General features: G+C 70.3%; 14 protein-coding genes. 11 read left to right on the forward strand and 3 right to left on the reverse strand.

Annotated elements, in window-relative coordinates; all coding sequences use genetic code 11:
* Positions 1-118 precede the first annotated feature (118 nt).
* The 6 genes from ABZ406_RS09205 to ABZ406_RS09230 all read left to right on the forward strand — a co-directional run bounded on the left by ABZ406_RS09205 (position 119) and on the right by ABZ406_RS09230 (position 5,582).
* Entirely contained in the window at positions 119-892 is a 774-nt protein-coding gene (locus ABZ406_RS09205) for a hypothetical protein (protein ID WP_357757778.1), read from the forward strand.
* Between the two features lie 38 nt (positions 893-930).
* The gene (locus ABZ406_RS09210; RefSeq protein ID WP_357757781.1) at positions 931-1,485 is read left to right on the forward strand and encodes a GNAT family N-acetyltransferase; all 555 of its coding nucleotides are present in this window, start codon (positions 931-933) and stop codon (positions 1,483-1,485) included.
* A gap of 296 nt (positions 1,486-1,781) precedes the next feature.
* Positions 1,782-2,648, forward strand: a complete 867-nt coding sequence (locus ABZ406_RS09215; RefSeq protein WP_357757783.1) for an alpha/beta hydrolase — start codon at positions 1,782-1,784, stop codon at positions 2,646-2,648.
* Positions 2,649-2,723: 75 nt separating this feature from the next.
* Positions 2,724-3,563 (forward strand): helix-turn-helix domain-containing protein, encoded by an 840-nt coding sequence (locus ABZ406_RS09220; protein ID WP_357757786.1) that lies wholly within the window; start codon positions 2,724-2,726, stop codon positions 3,561-3,563.
* 66 nt (positions 3,564-3,629) lie between these two features.
* Positions 3,630-4,211, forward strand: a complete 582-nt coding sequence (locus ABZ406_RS09225; protein WP_357757788.1) for a dihydrofolate reductase family protein — start codon at positions 3,630-3,632, stop codon at positions 4,209-4,211.
* Positions 4,212-4,274: 63 nt separating this feature from the next.
* On the forward strand, positions 4,275-5,582 hold the full coding sequence (locus tag ABZ406_RS09230; protein WP_357757791.1) for a hypothetical protein: 1,308 nt from the start codon (positions 4,275-4,277) through the stop codon (positions 5,580-5,582).
* 103 nt (positions 5,583-5,685) lie between these two features.
* Here the strand turns inward: ABZ406_RS09230 and ABZ406_RS09235 are convergent, their stop codons facing one another.
* Together ABZ406_RS09235 and ABZ406_RS09240 are read right to left on the reverse strand one after the other, a co-directional pair.
* On the reverse strand, positions 5,686-6,402 hold the full coding sequence (locus tag ABZ406_RS09235) for a cation transporter (RefSeq protein ID WP_357757794.1): 717 nt from the start codon (positions 6,400-6,402) through the stop codon (positions 5,686-5,688).
* A complete protein-coding gene (locus ABZ406_RS09240) occupies positions 6,402-6,731 on the reverse strand; it encodes a metalloregulator ArsR/SmtB family transcription factor (protein WP_357757797.1) in 330 nt (109 codons plus the stop codon). Before ABZ406_RS09240 ends, ABZ406_RS09235 begins: the two co-directional genes overlap by 1 nt.
* Before the next feature lie 170 nt (positions 6,732-6,901).
* On the opposite strand from ABZ406_RS09240, the gene ABZ406_RS09245 reads away from it, so the two are divergent.
* Positions 6,902-7,822: a cation diffusion facilitator family transporter gene (locus ABZ406_RS09245; RefSeq protein ID WP_357757800.1), complete on the forward strand. Its 921-nt coding sequence runs from the start codon at positions 6,902-6,904 to the stop codon at positions 7,820-7,822.
* 120 nt (positions 7,823-7,942) lie between these two features.
* On the forward strand, positions 7,943-8,440 hold the full coding sequence (locus tag ABZ406_RS09250) for an LURP-one-related family protein (RefSeq protein WP_357757802.1): 498 nt from the start codon (positions 7,943-7,945) through the stop codon (positions 8,438-8,440).
* A 36-nt stretch (positions 8,441-8,476) separates the two neighbouring features.
* On the opposite strand, the gene ABZ406_RS09255 is transcribed toward ABZ406_RS09250, so the two are convergent.
* A complete protein-coding gene (locus ABZ406_RS09255; protein WP_357757805.1) occupies positions 8,477-9,538 on the reverse strand; it encodes an NAD(+)/NADH kinase in 1,062 nt (353 codons plus the stop codon).
* Between the two features lie 137 nt (positions 9,539-9,675).
* Between ABZ406_RS09255 and ABZ406_RS09260 the strand changes: the two genes are divergently transcribed.
* The 3 genes from ABZ406_RS09260 (at position 9,676) to ABZ406_RS09270 (ending at position 14,481) form a co-directional block, all read left to right on the forward strand.
* A complete protein-coding gene (locus tag ABZ406_RS09260) occupies positions 9,676-10,068 on the forward strand; it encodes a nuclear transport factor 2 family protein (protein ID WP_357757808.1) in 393 nt (130 codons plus the stop codon).
* Between the two features lie 211 nt (positions 10,069-10,279).
* The gene (locus ABZ406_RS09265) at positions 10,280-13,465 is read left to right on the forward strand and encodes a penicillin acylase family protein (protein ID WP_357757811.1); all 3,186 of its coding nucleotides are present in this window, start codon (positions 10,280-10,282) and stop codon (positions 13,463-13,465) included.
* A gap of 182 nt (positions 13,466-13,647) precedes the next feature.
* Positions 13,648-14,481, forward strand: coding sequence for a TIGR02452 family protein (locus ABZ406_RS09270; protein WP_357757814.1), 834 nt, complete (start codon positions 13,648-13,650; stop codon positions 14,479-14,481).
* Positions 14,482-14,582: the final 101 nt, after the last annotated feature.

Raw genomic sequence — 14,582 nt, forward strand, 5'->3', positions numbered from 1 at the left:
GGGGCGACCCCGGTCGGCGTCATCACATATACTGATGTATATCTATATGGTCGACGTTGATGCGGTAGTCGCTGGCCCGGCCGCGGTGGCGTGGGACCAGCAGTCCTGGAGGATGACAATGCGCAGTCTTCTCGCGGTGTTCAGCACCGCCCTGATTCTCAGCGCCGCGGTCGGCGGCACTCCGGCCGGCGCATCGCAGGGCTCCCCGCCCTCGTGCCCCCGTGGCCTGCTCTTCTGCGAGGACTTCGAACGACTGCCCACCGGAGGGCCCAGCACGATGAACTGGGGCGTCGACACCCGCCACGGCACGCTCACCGTCGAACGTGCCCGTCGTGGCAACCAGGTGCTGCACATCCAGACGGTTGACAACGGACGCGCCTTCCTGCGCGTCGACGACTTCGCCGCGCCGGGCAACCGCTTCTACGGCCGGATGCGTCTGCGCGTCGATGCCTTTCCCACGGCACCGGACTGGGCACACTTCACACTCGTCGAAGCGACCGGCACCGGCAGCGCGGAGGTCGTCCGCCCGGTCGGCGGCCAGTACGCACCCACGGTCCCCGGGACCTTCTGGGGTGTCGGCGCCGACGGCGGTCCGACCGGCGACTGGACCAACTGGCGGGAGTCCGCCCCGGTCGCCGAGGACACCTGGCAGTGCTTCGAGTGGAAGCTCGACGCGACGAACAACCGCGTCACGGTGTGGATCGACGGCGTGGCGAACCCGGAGTTGACCGCCTCCACGAGTGACCACGGTGGCAACGATGTTCCCTTCGTCCTGCCGACTGTCGACACTGTGAAGATCGGCTGGCAGTTGTACCAGGGCGGCACCACGCCTGGCGAGTTCGACGTCTGGATCGACGACATCGCCCTCTCGAGCAGGCGGCTCGGCTGTTGAGCTGGACCCCTGGTAGCCCGTCCTGCGGGGGTGCGGCTGTGCAACCGGGCCCCGGCGCCGACGTCTCCATTGGCGCCTCGTCGCTCCAGACGCCGCGGCTGCTGTTGCGCCGCCTGCACGGTGACGACCTGGACGGGCTCGCCGCGGTCAACGCGCAGCCCGAGGTGATGCGCTACATCCACGACGGCCGCACCCTGGACCGGGCCGCGACCGCGGAGCGTCTGGCCACCTATCTGCGGCACTGGGACGAGCACGGCTTCGGCCTGTACGCGGTGGAGATCAAGGAGACCGGCGACATGGCCGGCTTCACCGGGTTGGCGGTGCCGACCTTCCTGCCCGAGATCATGCCGGCCGTGGAGATCGGCTGGCGGCTCGGCCGCGCGTACTGGGGTCGGGGCCTGGCCACCGAGGCGGCCCAGGCCGTTGTGGCCCAGACTCGTGCCGAGTTCGGCCTGCGGCGGTTGGTCAGCATCCACGTCGTCGGCAACGAGGCGTCCGCGCGGGTGATGACCAAGCTCGGGATGACGCTGGAGCGTGAGACAGTGCAGCCGGGCACCGGCCGGCAGGTCCGGGTCTACGCGATGGACCTGTGACACTTCAGCCTGCGTTCAGCTTCCGCCCTGGCGATGCGTCGCAACCTGTTTGGCGGTGTGTCCCCCGAAAGGGGAAAGCTGAGTGATTCTCCTCTTCTGTCCAAGAGCTCCGCTCAGCGCCGTTACGGTGAGTTTTGGGCGATCAGGCACATCATCGTCGGCGCCCCGCCCGGCCACTGTCGGTACACGCGCCGCTCGCCGGTGCGACCGACCGGTTGCGCCTTCGGAGGGGTAGCGGTGGCGCCAAGCCGATCTGCCCGCGTTCGGAGTCCAGTGACCAACGAGGGGGAAGAGACATGCTCGGTATCTCGCTACGTCGGCCGAAGACCATCGCGGCGACGATCGCCGCCGCAACACTGGTGACGGTGCTCGGCTCAGCCGCCCCAGGCGTGTACGCGGACGGGGGTGCACATCCCACCCCCGACCAGGGGCACGGCACCAGACCGACAATCGTCCTGGTGCACGGAGCCTGGGCGGACGGTTCGAGCTGGAACGGGGAGATTAGCAGGCTCCAGGCCCGCGGTCTCGACGTTCAGGTCGCGCCGCAACCCGGCCGCGGGCCGTCGATCGACAGCGGCTACCTGAAGGACTTCCTGTCCACCATCGAAGGTCCCATCGTGATCGCCGCCCACTCGTACGGTGGCTTCGTGGCGAGCGACGCCGCCACCGGCAACAACAACGTCAAGGCGCTCGTCTTCGTCGACGCCTATGCCCCGGACAAGGGGGAGACCGTCGAAGAACTCACCGCCGGATCCGGTTCGATTCTTGAGCCGGCCCTGACCGACCCGACGAGCGTGTTCAAGCTCGTGCCGTTCCCCGGCGCTCCGGAAGGGGCGGCCGACGCGTACGTCCTGCCGAAGGTGTTCATCAACGGCTTCGCCAACGGTCTGCCCCGGCGGCAGGCACAGGTGCTCGCCGTGACCCAGACCGCCCTGGCCACGAACACCCTGGGGGAGCCGGCCACCGAACCGGCGTGGAAGACGATCCCGTCCTGGGCCGTGATTGGCACCGAGGACCTGGTCATCCCGCCGGCACGCCAGGAGGAGATGATGAAGCGGGCGGGAGCCGACATCACCCGCATCGACGCCGGTCACCTGGGCCTGATCTCGAATCCCGGTGAGGTGACCGAGGTCATCCTGGAGGCGGCCCGGACGACCGCCTGACGTCTCCCCGACACCGGCCGCGGCGGCGGCGCGGCATTGCCGGTTCCGGCACGCGATGCCGGCGATACTGTCGGCGTGGAGTACGTGTCCAGAGTGCCGCGACCGCCGCTGGACGGGCTGATCGACGACCTCTACTACCTGGAGGGTGCGCGCCCGTACGCCCGGCTGACGCTGCCGCCGACGCCGGCGGCGCTGCTCATCGTCAACCTCGGGGCGCCGTTCCTCATCCGTGCCGGCGCCGACGTCGAAGCGGCCGAGTACGCCGACGGTTGCGTGGTGACCCCACCCACCCGCGCCTACGAGTTCGGCTACCCACCGCGGACCAGGTCCGTCGGCGTGCACCTCAAGCCGTGGGGACTGGCGCCGTTCCTGCCGATGCCCGCGGCTGAGCTGTGTGACCGGCCGGTGACTGTGGAACAGGTGTGGGGCCGGCGCGCCGTCGCGGAACTGCGCGACCGACTGACTTCGGCCGAGGGACCTCACGAGATGCTGACGCTGCTCGAGGAGGAGCTGATGCGACGCCTCGGCGACGCGACCGGCCTGGGGCTGGTCCGCCATACGAGCCGCGTCATCGCTGCCACCAGAGGGGCGGTGGCCATCGACGAGCTGCGGGCCTCGGCCGGTGTCAGCAGCACCCACCTGGCGCGGCGGTTCAAGGATCTCGTCGGCGTCACGCCCAAGCGGTTGGCCCGCACCTACCGGTTCACCGCCACCGTGCTCGCGATCGACCCCGCCGAACCGATCGACTGGGCGGACCTCGCCAGTGGCGCGGGCTACTTCGATCAGGCCCACTTCGGCCACGAGTTCCGCGCCTTCACCGGGCTCACACCGACACGGTACGTCGAGGTCAGGCGGCGGTTCCTGGAGGAACATCCCGGCCACGTGCTGGATGGTTGGCCGCTGCCGACCGATTGATTCCGTACAAGAGCGACAGCTCACCGCCCGCTACCTTGGGGGCACCTTCAAGCAGAGGAGCGCCCCTTGGGCACTGTCGTCATGTACAGCTCGGTGTCGGTGGACGGGTTCATCGCGGACGAGAACGACCAGCCCGGACCATTGTTCGACTGGTTGCTCAGCGGTGACGTGCCGTTGGACGAGAGCGGCGTGTTGAAGGTGTCGCAGACGTCCTACGACCACACCCGGTCGTACTGGGACCAGATAGGAGTCACGATCGCCGGTCGCCACGTCTTCGACATGACGGACGGCTGGGACGGGAAGCCTCCCGGCGGGGTCGACCACGTGGTGGTCGTGAGCCACCGGCCGAAGCCCGAGGGCTGGGACCCGGAGGCGCCCTTCCACTTCGTCGACGGCGTCGAGGCGGCCGTGGCCAGGGCGCAGGAGCTCGCGGGGGACCGCATCGTCGAGGTAGCCGCAGGCGACGTCGGAGGCCAGGTGTTTGCCGCGGGTCTGGTCGACGAGGTGCGCATGGACGTCGTACCCGTCGTGTTCGGGTCCGGGAAGCGGTACTTCGGTTCCGTCCACGTCCAGCACCTGTTGGAGGACGCCGACGTGGTGATTCAGGGCAACCGTGTGCTTCACCTCCGCTATCGGGTGCGCCGTTGACCGATGGGGTGTCGATGGCATGATGCCCTGGTTCAACCATGTTCATCGATCGAGGGGGCGACGATGTACGGAACAGACAGATCGGCGACGCGACGGCGGATACGACAGCTCACCGCAGGAGTGGTCGGCGCATTGACCGTCCTGGCCGCCGCTCCGGCGCCCGCGCGGGCGGCCACCTGGTTCCCGATCCAGGTCGTGTCCGAGGCCGGTTGGAGCGGACAGGACCAGCCCTTCGTCGCGGTCGACCGGCAGGGTGTCTCGCTGCTCGCCTGGGCTGGCTGCGACAACAACGCGAGCGGCTGCTACGACCAGGTGAAGGCGCAGATCGCGTCGGCCGACGGCGTGCTGGGGCCGGTCCAGACCCTCTCACCGCTCGGCGCGTCCGCCTCTTGGCCCAAGGTCGCGTCCGACGACGACGGCGACTCCGCGGTGGTGTGGACACAGGACGGACTCGTGGCAGGCCGCCGGTTGTCCGCCACCGGCGAACTGGGCCCTCTGCGCATGATCGCGACGTGGAGCGGGATCAGTCCAGCCGTCGCGGTGGACCCCTCGGGTCTGGCGCTGGTCACCTGGACGGAGACCCGCGACGGCACGTACACGACCAAGGCCCGTTATTTCGGCGCGGACAGCTCTCTCGGTCCGGAGCTGACCCTGGGCGTCGGTGCGGACCAGCCGGTCGTGGCCGTCGACCGCACCGGGACCGCTCTCGTCGCCTGGACGGAGACCTACGGGCGGGTCGTGGTGCGCCGGGTCCGCCCGGAGGGGGTATCTGCTCTGCGCGTCATCGCCGGGGCGGCCACCGACGTCAGGTACGCCAGCGTCTCGGTCGCCCTGGACCGGGACGGGGACGCGGTGATCAGCTACCGGTGGTCGAAGGCGGGTGAGCCGCCTCGCCTGCGGGTCAGGCACTACAGCAGCACCGACACGTTGGGCAGCGTCATCAGCGTCTCGCCGGCCGCCCACGAGCTGAGCTTGTTCGACGAACTCGCCGGTGACCTCGACGGTGACGCGGTGCTGACCTGGGGCCGCTGGACCCCGGACGGCACGCAGGTGTTCGCCCGCTCGATTGCCAGCACCGGCGCCCTCGGCACTGTCACCAGGCTCGGTGCCGGGGACTGGCCAAAGGTCACAGTGGACGACGACGGTGACGGCCTGATCACCTGGCAGGCGCCCAGCCCGGACTTCTCGACCAGTCAGGTGTACGCCAGGACGGTCGGGCAGGACGGCGCGTTCGGCGCGGCCGAGATCCTCGCCCCCGACGGGCGCTTCGCGCAGCCGGCGTCCAGCCCGACGGGTCGATTCTCGGTGATCTGGCAGAAGGGCTCCTATCCGAGCGACATCCGGGTGCGCTTCGGTGGGGAAGCGGGCTGACCCGGCACCCGTGGAGACCAGCATTCACGGAGAACGCCCTGGCAGTGATCATCCTCGCCAGGGCGTTCCCGGGGGCTGGGCCGATCGGGCTTGAGCCGTCCGGTCAGCGGTTGGCGGGGACGCAGCAGCCGTCGGTGCATGCGCTCGTGTCGCCTGCTGAGGCGGGGGAGCGCAGGGCAGCGGCCGGGGCGCAGCAACTGTCGCCGCGCCAGGCTTCGCGGCCTTCCTTCACCGCTACCGCGGCGATGACCAGAGCCGCGGCGGGGTCGGCCCACCACCAGCCGAACAGCGAGTTGACCGCCAACCCGACCAGCAGCACCGCCGAGAGGTACGTGCACAGCAGGGTCTGCTTGGAGTCCGCGACTGCCGAGGCCGACCCTAGTTCGCGTCCCGCGCGGCGCTGTGCGGCCGACAGGACCGGCATCACCGCCAGCGACACCGCGGCCAGGGCCAGGCCGACAGGGGCGTGCTCCGCCCGGTCGGCGCCGACGAGCGCGCGCACCGACTCGACTGACACGTAGGCGGCGAGGGCGAAGAAGGACAACGCGATGATCCGCAGCGCGGCGCGTTCCCGGCGTTCGTGGTCGGGGCCGGAGAACTGCCAGGCCACGGCGGCGGCGGAGGCCACCTCGATGACGGAGTCGAGCCCGAACCCGATCAGGGCGGTCGAGGAGGCCATCCTCCCGGCGGTGATGGCGATGACCGCCTCAACCACGTTGTAGGTGATCGTCGCGGCGACGAACAGGCGTACCCGCCGGATCAGGGCCGACCGTCGGGCCGGTGACGGGCCGACCGACATCAGCGGACGTGGCGCGTTCATCAGCAGCACCCTTCGGAGTCGGCGGCCGGGCAGGCGGCCGGATCGACGGCCAGGACGAGGCCGAGCAGGTCCCCGAGGGCGTGCGCGAGGCGCGCGTCGGCCAGTTCGTAGCGGCTGCGGCGGCCTTCGGGGACGGCGACGACGAGACCGCAGCCGCGCAGGCACGCCAGGTGGTTGGAGAGGTTCTGCCGGCTGGTGCCCAGCAGGTCGGCCAGGTCCGACGGATAGCCGGGCCCGTCGCGCAGCGCGAGCAGGAGCCGGGCGCGGACCGGTTCGGACAGGGCGTGACCGAAGCGGGCCAGGACCTGGCCGTGCGTGAGCGCCTCCATCCCCCGACAGTACATCAACGAGTGAATAAACAAGATGCTGAACCAACAGCTCGGGGGCCTTGACGACGGCTGGCCGACTCATCTTAGTATGCGCATGTGAGCATGATTCGTGGGATGATCGACGGGTGCGGCGCTTGCGGCACAGTCGACGCGGTCCAGGAGGATCACTGATGGGGCACGACCACGGCCACAGCCATCAGGTGACAGCGACCGGGCAGCACCGGCGCGCCCTGGCCGGCGTCCTCCTGGTGTCGGTGCTGATCTTCGCTGTCGAAGTCGTCGGCGCGGTCGTCACCGGCAGCCTCGCGCTGCTCGCCGACGCCGGCCACGTCCTCGCCGACGCCAGCGGCATCGCCCTCGCCCTCGGCGCGGCCATGCTCGCCGCCCGCCCGGCGACCGGGCGACGCACCTTCGGCTGGGCTCGCGCCGAGATTCTCGCCGCCGCCGTCAACGGCCTGATCCTCGCCGGGATGGGCGTCTACGTCTTCGTCGAAGGGATCCGGCGTCTGTTCGAACCAGCCGACGTGCAACCCGGTGGCATGGCCGTCTTCGCCGCGATCGGGCTGGTCGGCAACCTCGTCGGTGTGGCGTTGCTCTACCGGGCCCGCGCCGCGAGCCTGAACATGCGCGGTGCGTTCCTCGAGGTCGCCACCGACACCGCCACCTCCGTCGGCGTCCTCGCCGCCGCCGCGGTCATCGCGCTGACCGGCTTCACCCGGGCCGACGCGATGGTGTCCCTCCTCATCGGCCTGGTCATCGCCCCACGCGCGCTGCGGCTGCTGCGCGACGCGGTGAACATCCTGCTCGAAGCCGCCCCCGCGGAGGCCGACCTCGAACAGATCCGCCGACACATCACCGACGTCGACCACGTCCTTGGCGTGCACGACCTGCATGTCCACACGGTGACCTCGGGACTGCCGGTCCTCACCGCGCACGTCGTCGTCGACGACTCCTGCTTCCACGACGGCCACGCACCCCAACTGCTCGACGCCCTGCAAACCTGCCTGGCCGGGCACTTCGACGTCGACCACTCCACGTTCCAGCTCGAACCCGCAGGCCACGCCGATCACGAACACCCCGCTCACCCCTGAACAGCCATCGGAGGGTACGACCGACAGCGTCCGGATCTGCGGAGCGGGTCGGGGGCGCGTCGGTGCGGGCTGGCCGTGCTCGACCGGCACTTCCCCGTCCGGTGGGGGAGAATCCAACTCATGTTTGTCATCAGGGAGCGGTTCTTCTCCGTCGGCGACGACTTCGACGTCCTCGACGAGCACGGCAACAAGGTCTTCCACGTCGACGGCAAGGTGCTCAGCGTCCGCAACAAGGTCGTCATCGAGGACGCGTCCGGTCAGGAGGTCGCCACCCTGCACCGGCACCTGGTGGCGCTGCGTCCCACGTACGAGATCCGGATCGGCGGCGAGAAGGCCGCGGAGGTCCGCAAGAATCTGCTCACGCCGTTCCGCGACAAGTTCACCATCGACGTGCCGGGGCCCGACGACCTGGAGATGAAGGGTGACCTGCTCGACCACGAGTACGTGATCGAACGCGACGGCACCGAGGTGGCCTCGGTCTCCAAGCGGTGGCTGACGATCCGGGACACCTATGCCGTGAAGGTCACCGCAGGCGTCGACCCGCTGCTCATCATCGGCAGTGTCCTGGCGCTCGACCTGGCCCTGAACCGCGCCAAGAAGAAGGACGACGAGGACTGACGGCCGCCGGGGTGGGGGCAGCCTGAGCCGTGCGGCTCAGGCTGGATCAGCCTCGCGTGCCGGCAGGTGGAGATGTTGCAGGTCCTCCGGGACCGGTAGGTCCGGTTGGTAGACCAGCATCGGCGGCTGGTTGTCGGTGTCGGCGCGGGCGGCGGGAGCGTCGGCGAGGGAGAACTGGTCCCGGAGTCGACCGAAGAAGTCGTCGACGTCGGCGACGATGAGCTTCGCGCGGCGTCGGGCCGGGTAGACGGCGACCCAGTCGCCGGGGTCGAGGATCCCGTGGACGCGTCCGTCGACGACGACGGTGACCTGACCCGAGCGAGGGAGCACCTGGACCCCCACTGGTTCGTCCGGGGCGGTGACCATGCTGCGGTTGAACGCCATGTGCGGGGCGACCGGGGTGAACACGAGGGCGTCGAGGCGCGGCGACAGGACCGGTCCGCCCGCGGCGAACGAGTACGCGGTGGAGCCCGTCGGCGAGGCGACCATGACGCCGTCGGCGGAGTAGGTGGCGAACAGCCGCCCGGACAGGTACACCGCGACGCTGGTCTGCCGGTCCCGGCCGAGCTTCTCGAACACGACGTCGTTGAGGGCGCTGAGGCCCAGCGGGACGCCCCAACCCACCTGATCTGGTGTGCCTGGACGGGGAACGGGCGGGGCGGGTGCGGGACCGCGTCCGTAGCGCAGCAGGGTCTGAAGCTCCGGCGGGACCTGCAGCGGTCGCGACGCCCGCAGGGTGAGCAGCATGCGTTCCTGGATGGGCGCGCGGCCGGTCAGGGCGGCGCCCAGCACTCTCGGCAGGTCGGTGGCGGCGAACGGGGTGAGGAAGCCGACCCGGCCGGCCTTCACGCCGAGGACTGGTGCGTCGGCCTCCACGGCGACGGCCAGTCCGCGTAGGAGAGTGCCGTCGCCGCCGATGGTGACGACGAGCTGCGGTCGCTGCGCCAGGTCGGCGAGCACGTCGGCAGGGCTCTGCTCGTCCTGCCAGACGTCGAGTGCCTGCACCGTCGCGCCGTGCTCGGCGCAGATCCGGGACACCATCTCCGCCGTCTCAGCGGCCTGCGGCCTGGTCGGGTGTACGACGACACCAACGAGCATCCGAAGCTCCACGCCTCTCGGGTCGACGTCGTCTGACGTGACACTGCGGCAATACTCTACGTACACGTCCTCCGGCCAGGTGCGCGGCGTCCCGCCTGACGCTCGGCGGCGAGACGATCACGTCGTACGCTGGCCGGATGATCGACTTTCGCGCGGCGGTGGAGGCACGGGATCCCGATGCCATGGCGGCGGCCCTGGCCGACAACGTGGTGTTTCGCAGCCCGGTGGCGTTCACGCCGTACCCGGGTAAGGCAATCACCGCGGCGATCCTGCGCGGTGTCCTGCGGGTGTTCGAGGACTTCCGGTACGTCCGTGAGATGAGCGGCGACAACGGTCGTGATCACGCGCTGGTGTTCGAGGCCCGGATCGGTGACGTCGCCATCGAGGGCTGCGACTTCCTGCACCTCGATGCGAGCGGCCTGATCGACGAGTTCACAGTGATGGTTCGTCCGCTGTCCGCCGCGCAGGCTCTGGCCGCCGCGATGGCCGCCCAGTTCGAGCAGATCCAGCGGGAGGCCGCCGCCGGCTAGCTAGCGCGTGGGGAAAGCGGCGAAACGTCGGCATTGGCGTCTGGTGAACGACGGGTATCCCGGACGGGGATGCTGCGCCGATCATTGCCCGGAGATAGATGTGAGTCAGTCTCACCTCCTGGTGCGACGCCCGGGCGCGGAGGACGAGACGTCGGCACCGTAAGCCGGGCGTGACCCGTACGGCCCGACTCCGCGTCCCCGGAGGATCGCCATGCCCCGTCCCGCTCTCCGCAAACGGCTCGCGGCGTTCACCGCCGCCGTCCTGACCGCGAGCGTCCTGACGGTGACCCCGCCGTCACCGGCGCTGGCCGCCACCACGTTCGCCGCCAACGACTACTGCCTCGGCCAGTGCGCCGACATCCTGCCCCCGGGGCAGAACGGCAACGCCACGCTTGTCGCCATCCTGGCGCACCAGGCGCTCGGCACCCGCCCGGCCCACTCCAGCGACCAGCTCGACGAGTACGCGAACCTGGTCTACAACTACGCCGGGCTGACCGACGAACAGATCGCCCACTTCTACAACGACGCCTCGTTCGGTGTTCCCGCCGCGCAGGTCGAGAGCACCGTCTCACCGCGCTCGGACGTCACCATCGTGCGGGACAAGGCCACCGGCGTCCCGCACGTCACCGGCACCACCCGCGGCGGCACCATGTTCGGTGCCGGATACGCCGGGGCACAGGACCGGCTCTGGGTGATGGACCTGTTGCGGCACGTCGGCCGCGGCAACGTCACCTCGTTCGCCGGTGGTGCGCCCGGCAACCGGGAGTTGGAGCAGAGCGTCTGGGCCAACTCGCCCTACACGGAGGCGGACCTCCAGGCCCAGGTGGACGCGCTGCGCACCAAGGGCGCCCGGGGCCAGCAGCTCTACACCGACGTGGTCGACTACATCGCCGGCATCAACGCCTACATCGACAGGTCGATCGCCGACGACAACTACCCGGGCGAGTACGTGCTCGCGGGTGCCGGCAAGCCGAAGCACTTCACCATGACCGACCTGATCGCCACCGCCGGGGTGATCGGCGGCCTCTTCGGCGGGGGCGGCGGCAGCGAGATCCAGTCCGCGCTCGTCCGGGTGGCCGCCCGCGCCAAGTACGGGGCGACCGAGGGCGACCGGGTGTGGGCGGCGTTCCGGTCACAGAACGACCCGGAGACCGTCCTCACCCTGCACGACGGGCAGAGCTTCCCCTACGGGGCGACGGCGCCGGGCGCGACGAGCGCGGTGCTTCCCGACGCCGGCTCGGTGGTCGCCGAACCCCTCGCCTATGACGCCAGCGGCGGGGCCGCCTCCCGCACCGGATCGAGCACCGCCACCAAGGAACTGCTCGGTGGCCTGTCCAACCTGCGCGCCCACGGCATGTCCAACGCGGTGGTGGTCTCCGGACGGCACACCACCACCGGCAACCCGGTAGCCGTGTTCGGGCCGCAGACCGGCTACTTCGCGCCGCAGCTGCTGATGCTCCAGGAGTTGCAGGGGCCGGGCATCAGCGCCCGCGGTGCCGCGTTCGCCGGGCTCAACCTGTACGTGCTGCTCGGCCGGGGTCAGGACTACGCGTGGAGCGCGACCTCCGCCTCCCAGGACCTCACCGACACGTACGCGGTCCCGTTGTGCACCACCGACGGCACCGCCCCGACGCTGCGTACCAACAGCTACCTCTACCACGGGCAGTGCCTCGCCATGGAGGCGCTGGAGCAGCGAAACTCCTGGTCCCCGACGCTCGCCGACTCCACCCCGGCCGGCTCGTACACACTGCGCGCGCTGCGTACGAAGTACGGGCTGGTCTCCTACCGGGGCCTGGTGAACGGGCAGCCGACCGCGTTCACCAAACTGCGCTCGACCTACCGGCACGAGGCCGACTCGGCGATCGGCTTCCAGGCATTCAACGACCCGGCGGCGATGGGCAGCGCGGCGGCCTTCCAGGAGTCCGCAGCCACTGTCGGCTACGCGTTCAACTGGTTCTACGTCAACTCGACCGAGGCGGCGTACTTCAACTCCGGCTCGAACCCGGTTCGTCCGGCCACCGCCGACCCGAACCTGCCCACGAAGGCCGAACCGGCATACGAGTGGGCCGGCTGGAACCCCGACACCAACGACGCCGCCTACACCCCGGCGTCGACGCATCCGCAGTCGGTCAACCAGGACTACTACGTCAGCTGGAACAACAAACAGGCGCGGGACTTCGGGGCCGCCGACGGCAACTTCAGCTTCGGCTCCGTACACCGGGCTCAGTTGCTCGACGGTCCGGTGCGGGCGGCGATCGCCCAGCGCAAGCTCGGTCGTGCCGACGTCGTGAAGATCATGGCGGACGCGGCGGTGACCGACCTGCGCGGCCAGCAGGTCCTCGGCGACCTGCTGCGGGTGCTGGACAGCACACCGGTCACCGACCCGGCGCTGGCCGACGCGGTGGGCAAGCTGCGGGCCTGGCAGCAGGCCGGGGTCCGCCGGGTGGAGACGTCGCCCGGTTCGAAGGTCTACCAGCACGCCGACGCCATCCGGATCTTCGACGCCTGGTGGCCGCTGCTCGCCTCGGCACAGTTCCGCCCCGGCCTCGGGCCGGACCTCTACGCCGCGCTCGTCGACGCCATCGAGGTGAACGAGGCGCCGTCTGGCGGCCAGAACGGCGGGCGTGACGGCAGCGTGAGCTGGGCGTTGCAGGGGCAGGCGCACAAGGGATCGTCGTTCCAGCACGGCTGGTGGGGCTACGTCGACAAGGACCTGCGCAGCGTGCTCGGCGACCCGGTGGCCGGCGGGCTGGGCCGCGCGTACTGCGGCAACGGCAACCTCGGCGCGTGCCGGCAGGCCCTGCTCGACACGCTCGGCCAGGCCGCCGCGGTGCCGGCCGGCACTGTCTACCCGGGTGACAAGTCCTGCGGGGCCGGCGACCAGTGGTGTGCCGACTCGATCGCCCACTCCGGGCTCGGCGGCATCACCCACCCGGTGATCGCCTGGCAGAACCGCCCCACCTACCAGCAGGTCGTCTCGTTCCCGGCGCGCCGGGGTGACGACGTCACGAACCTGGCCCAGGGCCGCCCGGCAACCGCGTCGAGCACCCAGTTCCTGACCAGCTACACCCCGGGCAAGGCCGTCGACGGCAGCCTTGGCAGCCGGTGGGCCAGCAGTTACAACGACAACCAGTGGCTCCGGGTCGACCTCGGCGCGGCCCGCAGCGTCAGCCGTGCGGTATTGCGCTGGGAGGCCGGTTACGGCACCTCGTACCGGATCGAGGTCTCCGCCGACGGCAGCTCCTGGACGCCGGTGTTCGCCACCACCACCGGCAACGGCGGCGTCGACAACGCCACCTTCGCCCCGGTCACCGCCCGTTACGTGCGGGTGTACGGGGTCAAACGCGCCACGTCGTACGGGTTCTCGCTCTACGAGTTCGAGGTGTACGGACGCTGATCGCGGCAGTCGCCGTCAGAGCCTCCCCGGTGATCCTTGCCGGGGAGCCTCTGACGGCGAAACTGGTCGGCACGGCTCAGAGGCGCGGGTCCTGGTGCGCCAACCCGGTTGCCGGCCCGAGCGGGACTGCCTAGCGTTCTCATCGTGGAGCACGAGGGTCTTGACACAGGCAGGCGCGCCCGATGAGCGATCGTCGTCGCGAGATTGCCCGGCAGACGGTCGCGATCACCGACACGGGTCGCTACCGCAATGGCGCCGGTGACGAGGTCGGCATCGGCGAGATGGTCCGCACCGCGGTCGCCGGCACGCACCTGCACCTGCCGGACGAGGTGTTCGCGGTCCGGAACGTGGAGCCCGGTGAAGGCAGGGTGGAGGTGACGAACGAGTCGACGTTGCAGGCGGCCCGTCGACTCGCACCCGGAGCGGCCTGCCTGGTGTTCGCCTCGGCGCGGAGCCCGGGTGGCGGGTTCCTGAACGGAGCCGAGGCGCAGGAGGAAAACATCGCCCGCTCGTCGGCGCTGTACCCGTGTCTCCTCGCCGCCCCGGAGTTCCACGCGTTCCACAGGGCACAGCGGGACCTGCGGTACACCGACCGCGTCATCTTCTCCCCGAACGTGCCGGTTTTCCGCGACGACGAGGGCGATCTGCTCGACCAGCCGTACACGACGGCGTTTCTGACCGCCGCGGCGCCGAACCTGGGCGCGATCCTCGGCAACCAGCCCGAACACGCCGCGGACGTACCGGCGGTGCTGGCCCGGCGTGCCCGCCGCGTGCTGGAGGTTGCGGCAGCGCACGGACAGCGGGCGTTGGTGTTGGGTGCGTGGGGATGCGGTGTGTTCCGCAACGACCCCGCCACGGTCGCCGAGGTGTTCGCCGACGCGCTGCGGGAGGTCGACTGCTTCGACCACGTCGTGTTCGCCATTCGCGACAACCTGCCGGGAACACCCGTGTACCGCACGTTCGCGGAACGCTTCCCGGGAACCGCCGCGGATCCGGCGGCCAGCGAGCGGCGGTGAGCGGAGCGGACGTCACCTGATGACGGAGCGCGCAGTTGGTTGACCGACGCCCACCACCACCCTGACGGCGGGGCGCGGGCTGCCAGCGTTACGCGGACAAT

It is taken from the genome of Micromonospora sp. NPDC005710 (assembly GCF_040630995.1).
GTDB lineage: Bacteria > Actinomycetota > Actinomycetes > Mycobacteriales > Micromonosporaceae > Micromonospora.

What these genes read in the sequence shown, in the direction of transcription:
- ABZ406_RS09230 (WP_357757791.1), top strand. Translation starts at nt 4,275, where the DNA reads ATGTACGGAACAGACAGATCGGCGACGCGACGGCGGATACGACAGCTC.
- ABZ406_RS09205 (WP_357757778.1), top strand. Translation starts at nt 119, where the DNA reads ATGCGCAGTCTTCTCGCGGTGTTCAGCACCGCCCTGATTCTCAGCGCC.
- ABZ406_RS09255 (WP_357757805.1), bottom strand. Translation starts at nt 9,538, where the DNA reads ATGCTCGTTGGTGTCGTCGTACACCCGACCAGGCCGCAGGCCGCTGAG.
- ABZ406_RS09215 (WP_357757783.1), top strand. Translation starts at nt 1,782, where the DNA reads ATGCTCGGTATCTCGCTACGTCGGCCGAAGACCATCGCGGCGACGATC.
- ABZ406_RS09240 (WP_357757797.1), bottom strand. Translation starts at nt 6,731, where the DNA reads ATGGAGGCGCTCACGCACGGCCAGGTCCTGGCCCGCTTCGGTCACGCC.
- ABZ406_RS09260 (WP_357757808.1), top strand. Translation starts at nt 9,676, where the DNA reads ATGATCGACTTTCGCGCGGCGGTGGAGGCACGGGATCCCGATGCCATG.
- ABZ406_RS09245 (WP_357757800.1), top strand. Translation starts at nt 6,902, where the DNA reads ATGGGGCACGACCACGGCCACAGCCATCAGGTGACAGCGACCGGGCAG.
- ABZ406_RS09235 (WP_357757794.1), bottom strand. Translation starts at nt 6,402, where the DNA reads ATGAACGCGCCACGTCCGCTGATGTCGGTCGGCCCGTCACCGGCCCGA.
- ABZ406_RS09265 (WP_357757811.1), top strand. Translation starts at nt 10,280, where the DNA reads ATGCCCCGTCCCGCTCTCCGCAAACGGCTCGCGGCGTTCACCGCCGCC.
- ABZ406_RS09250 (WP_357757802.1), top strand. Translation starts at nt 7,943, where the DNA reads ATGTTTGTCATCAGGGAGCGGTTCTTCTCCGTCGGCGACGACTTCGAC.
- ABZ406_RS09270 (WP_357757814.1), top strand. Translation starts at nt 13,648, where the DNA reads ATGAGCGATCGTCGTCGCGAGATTGCCCGGCAGACGGTCGCGATCACC.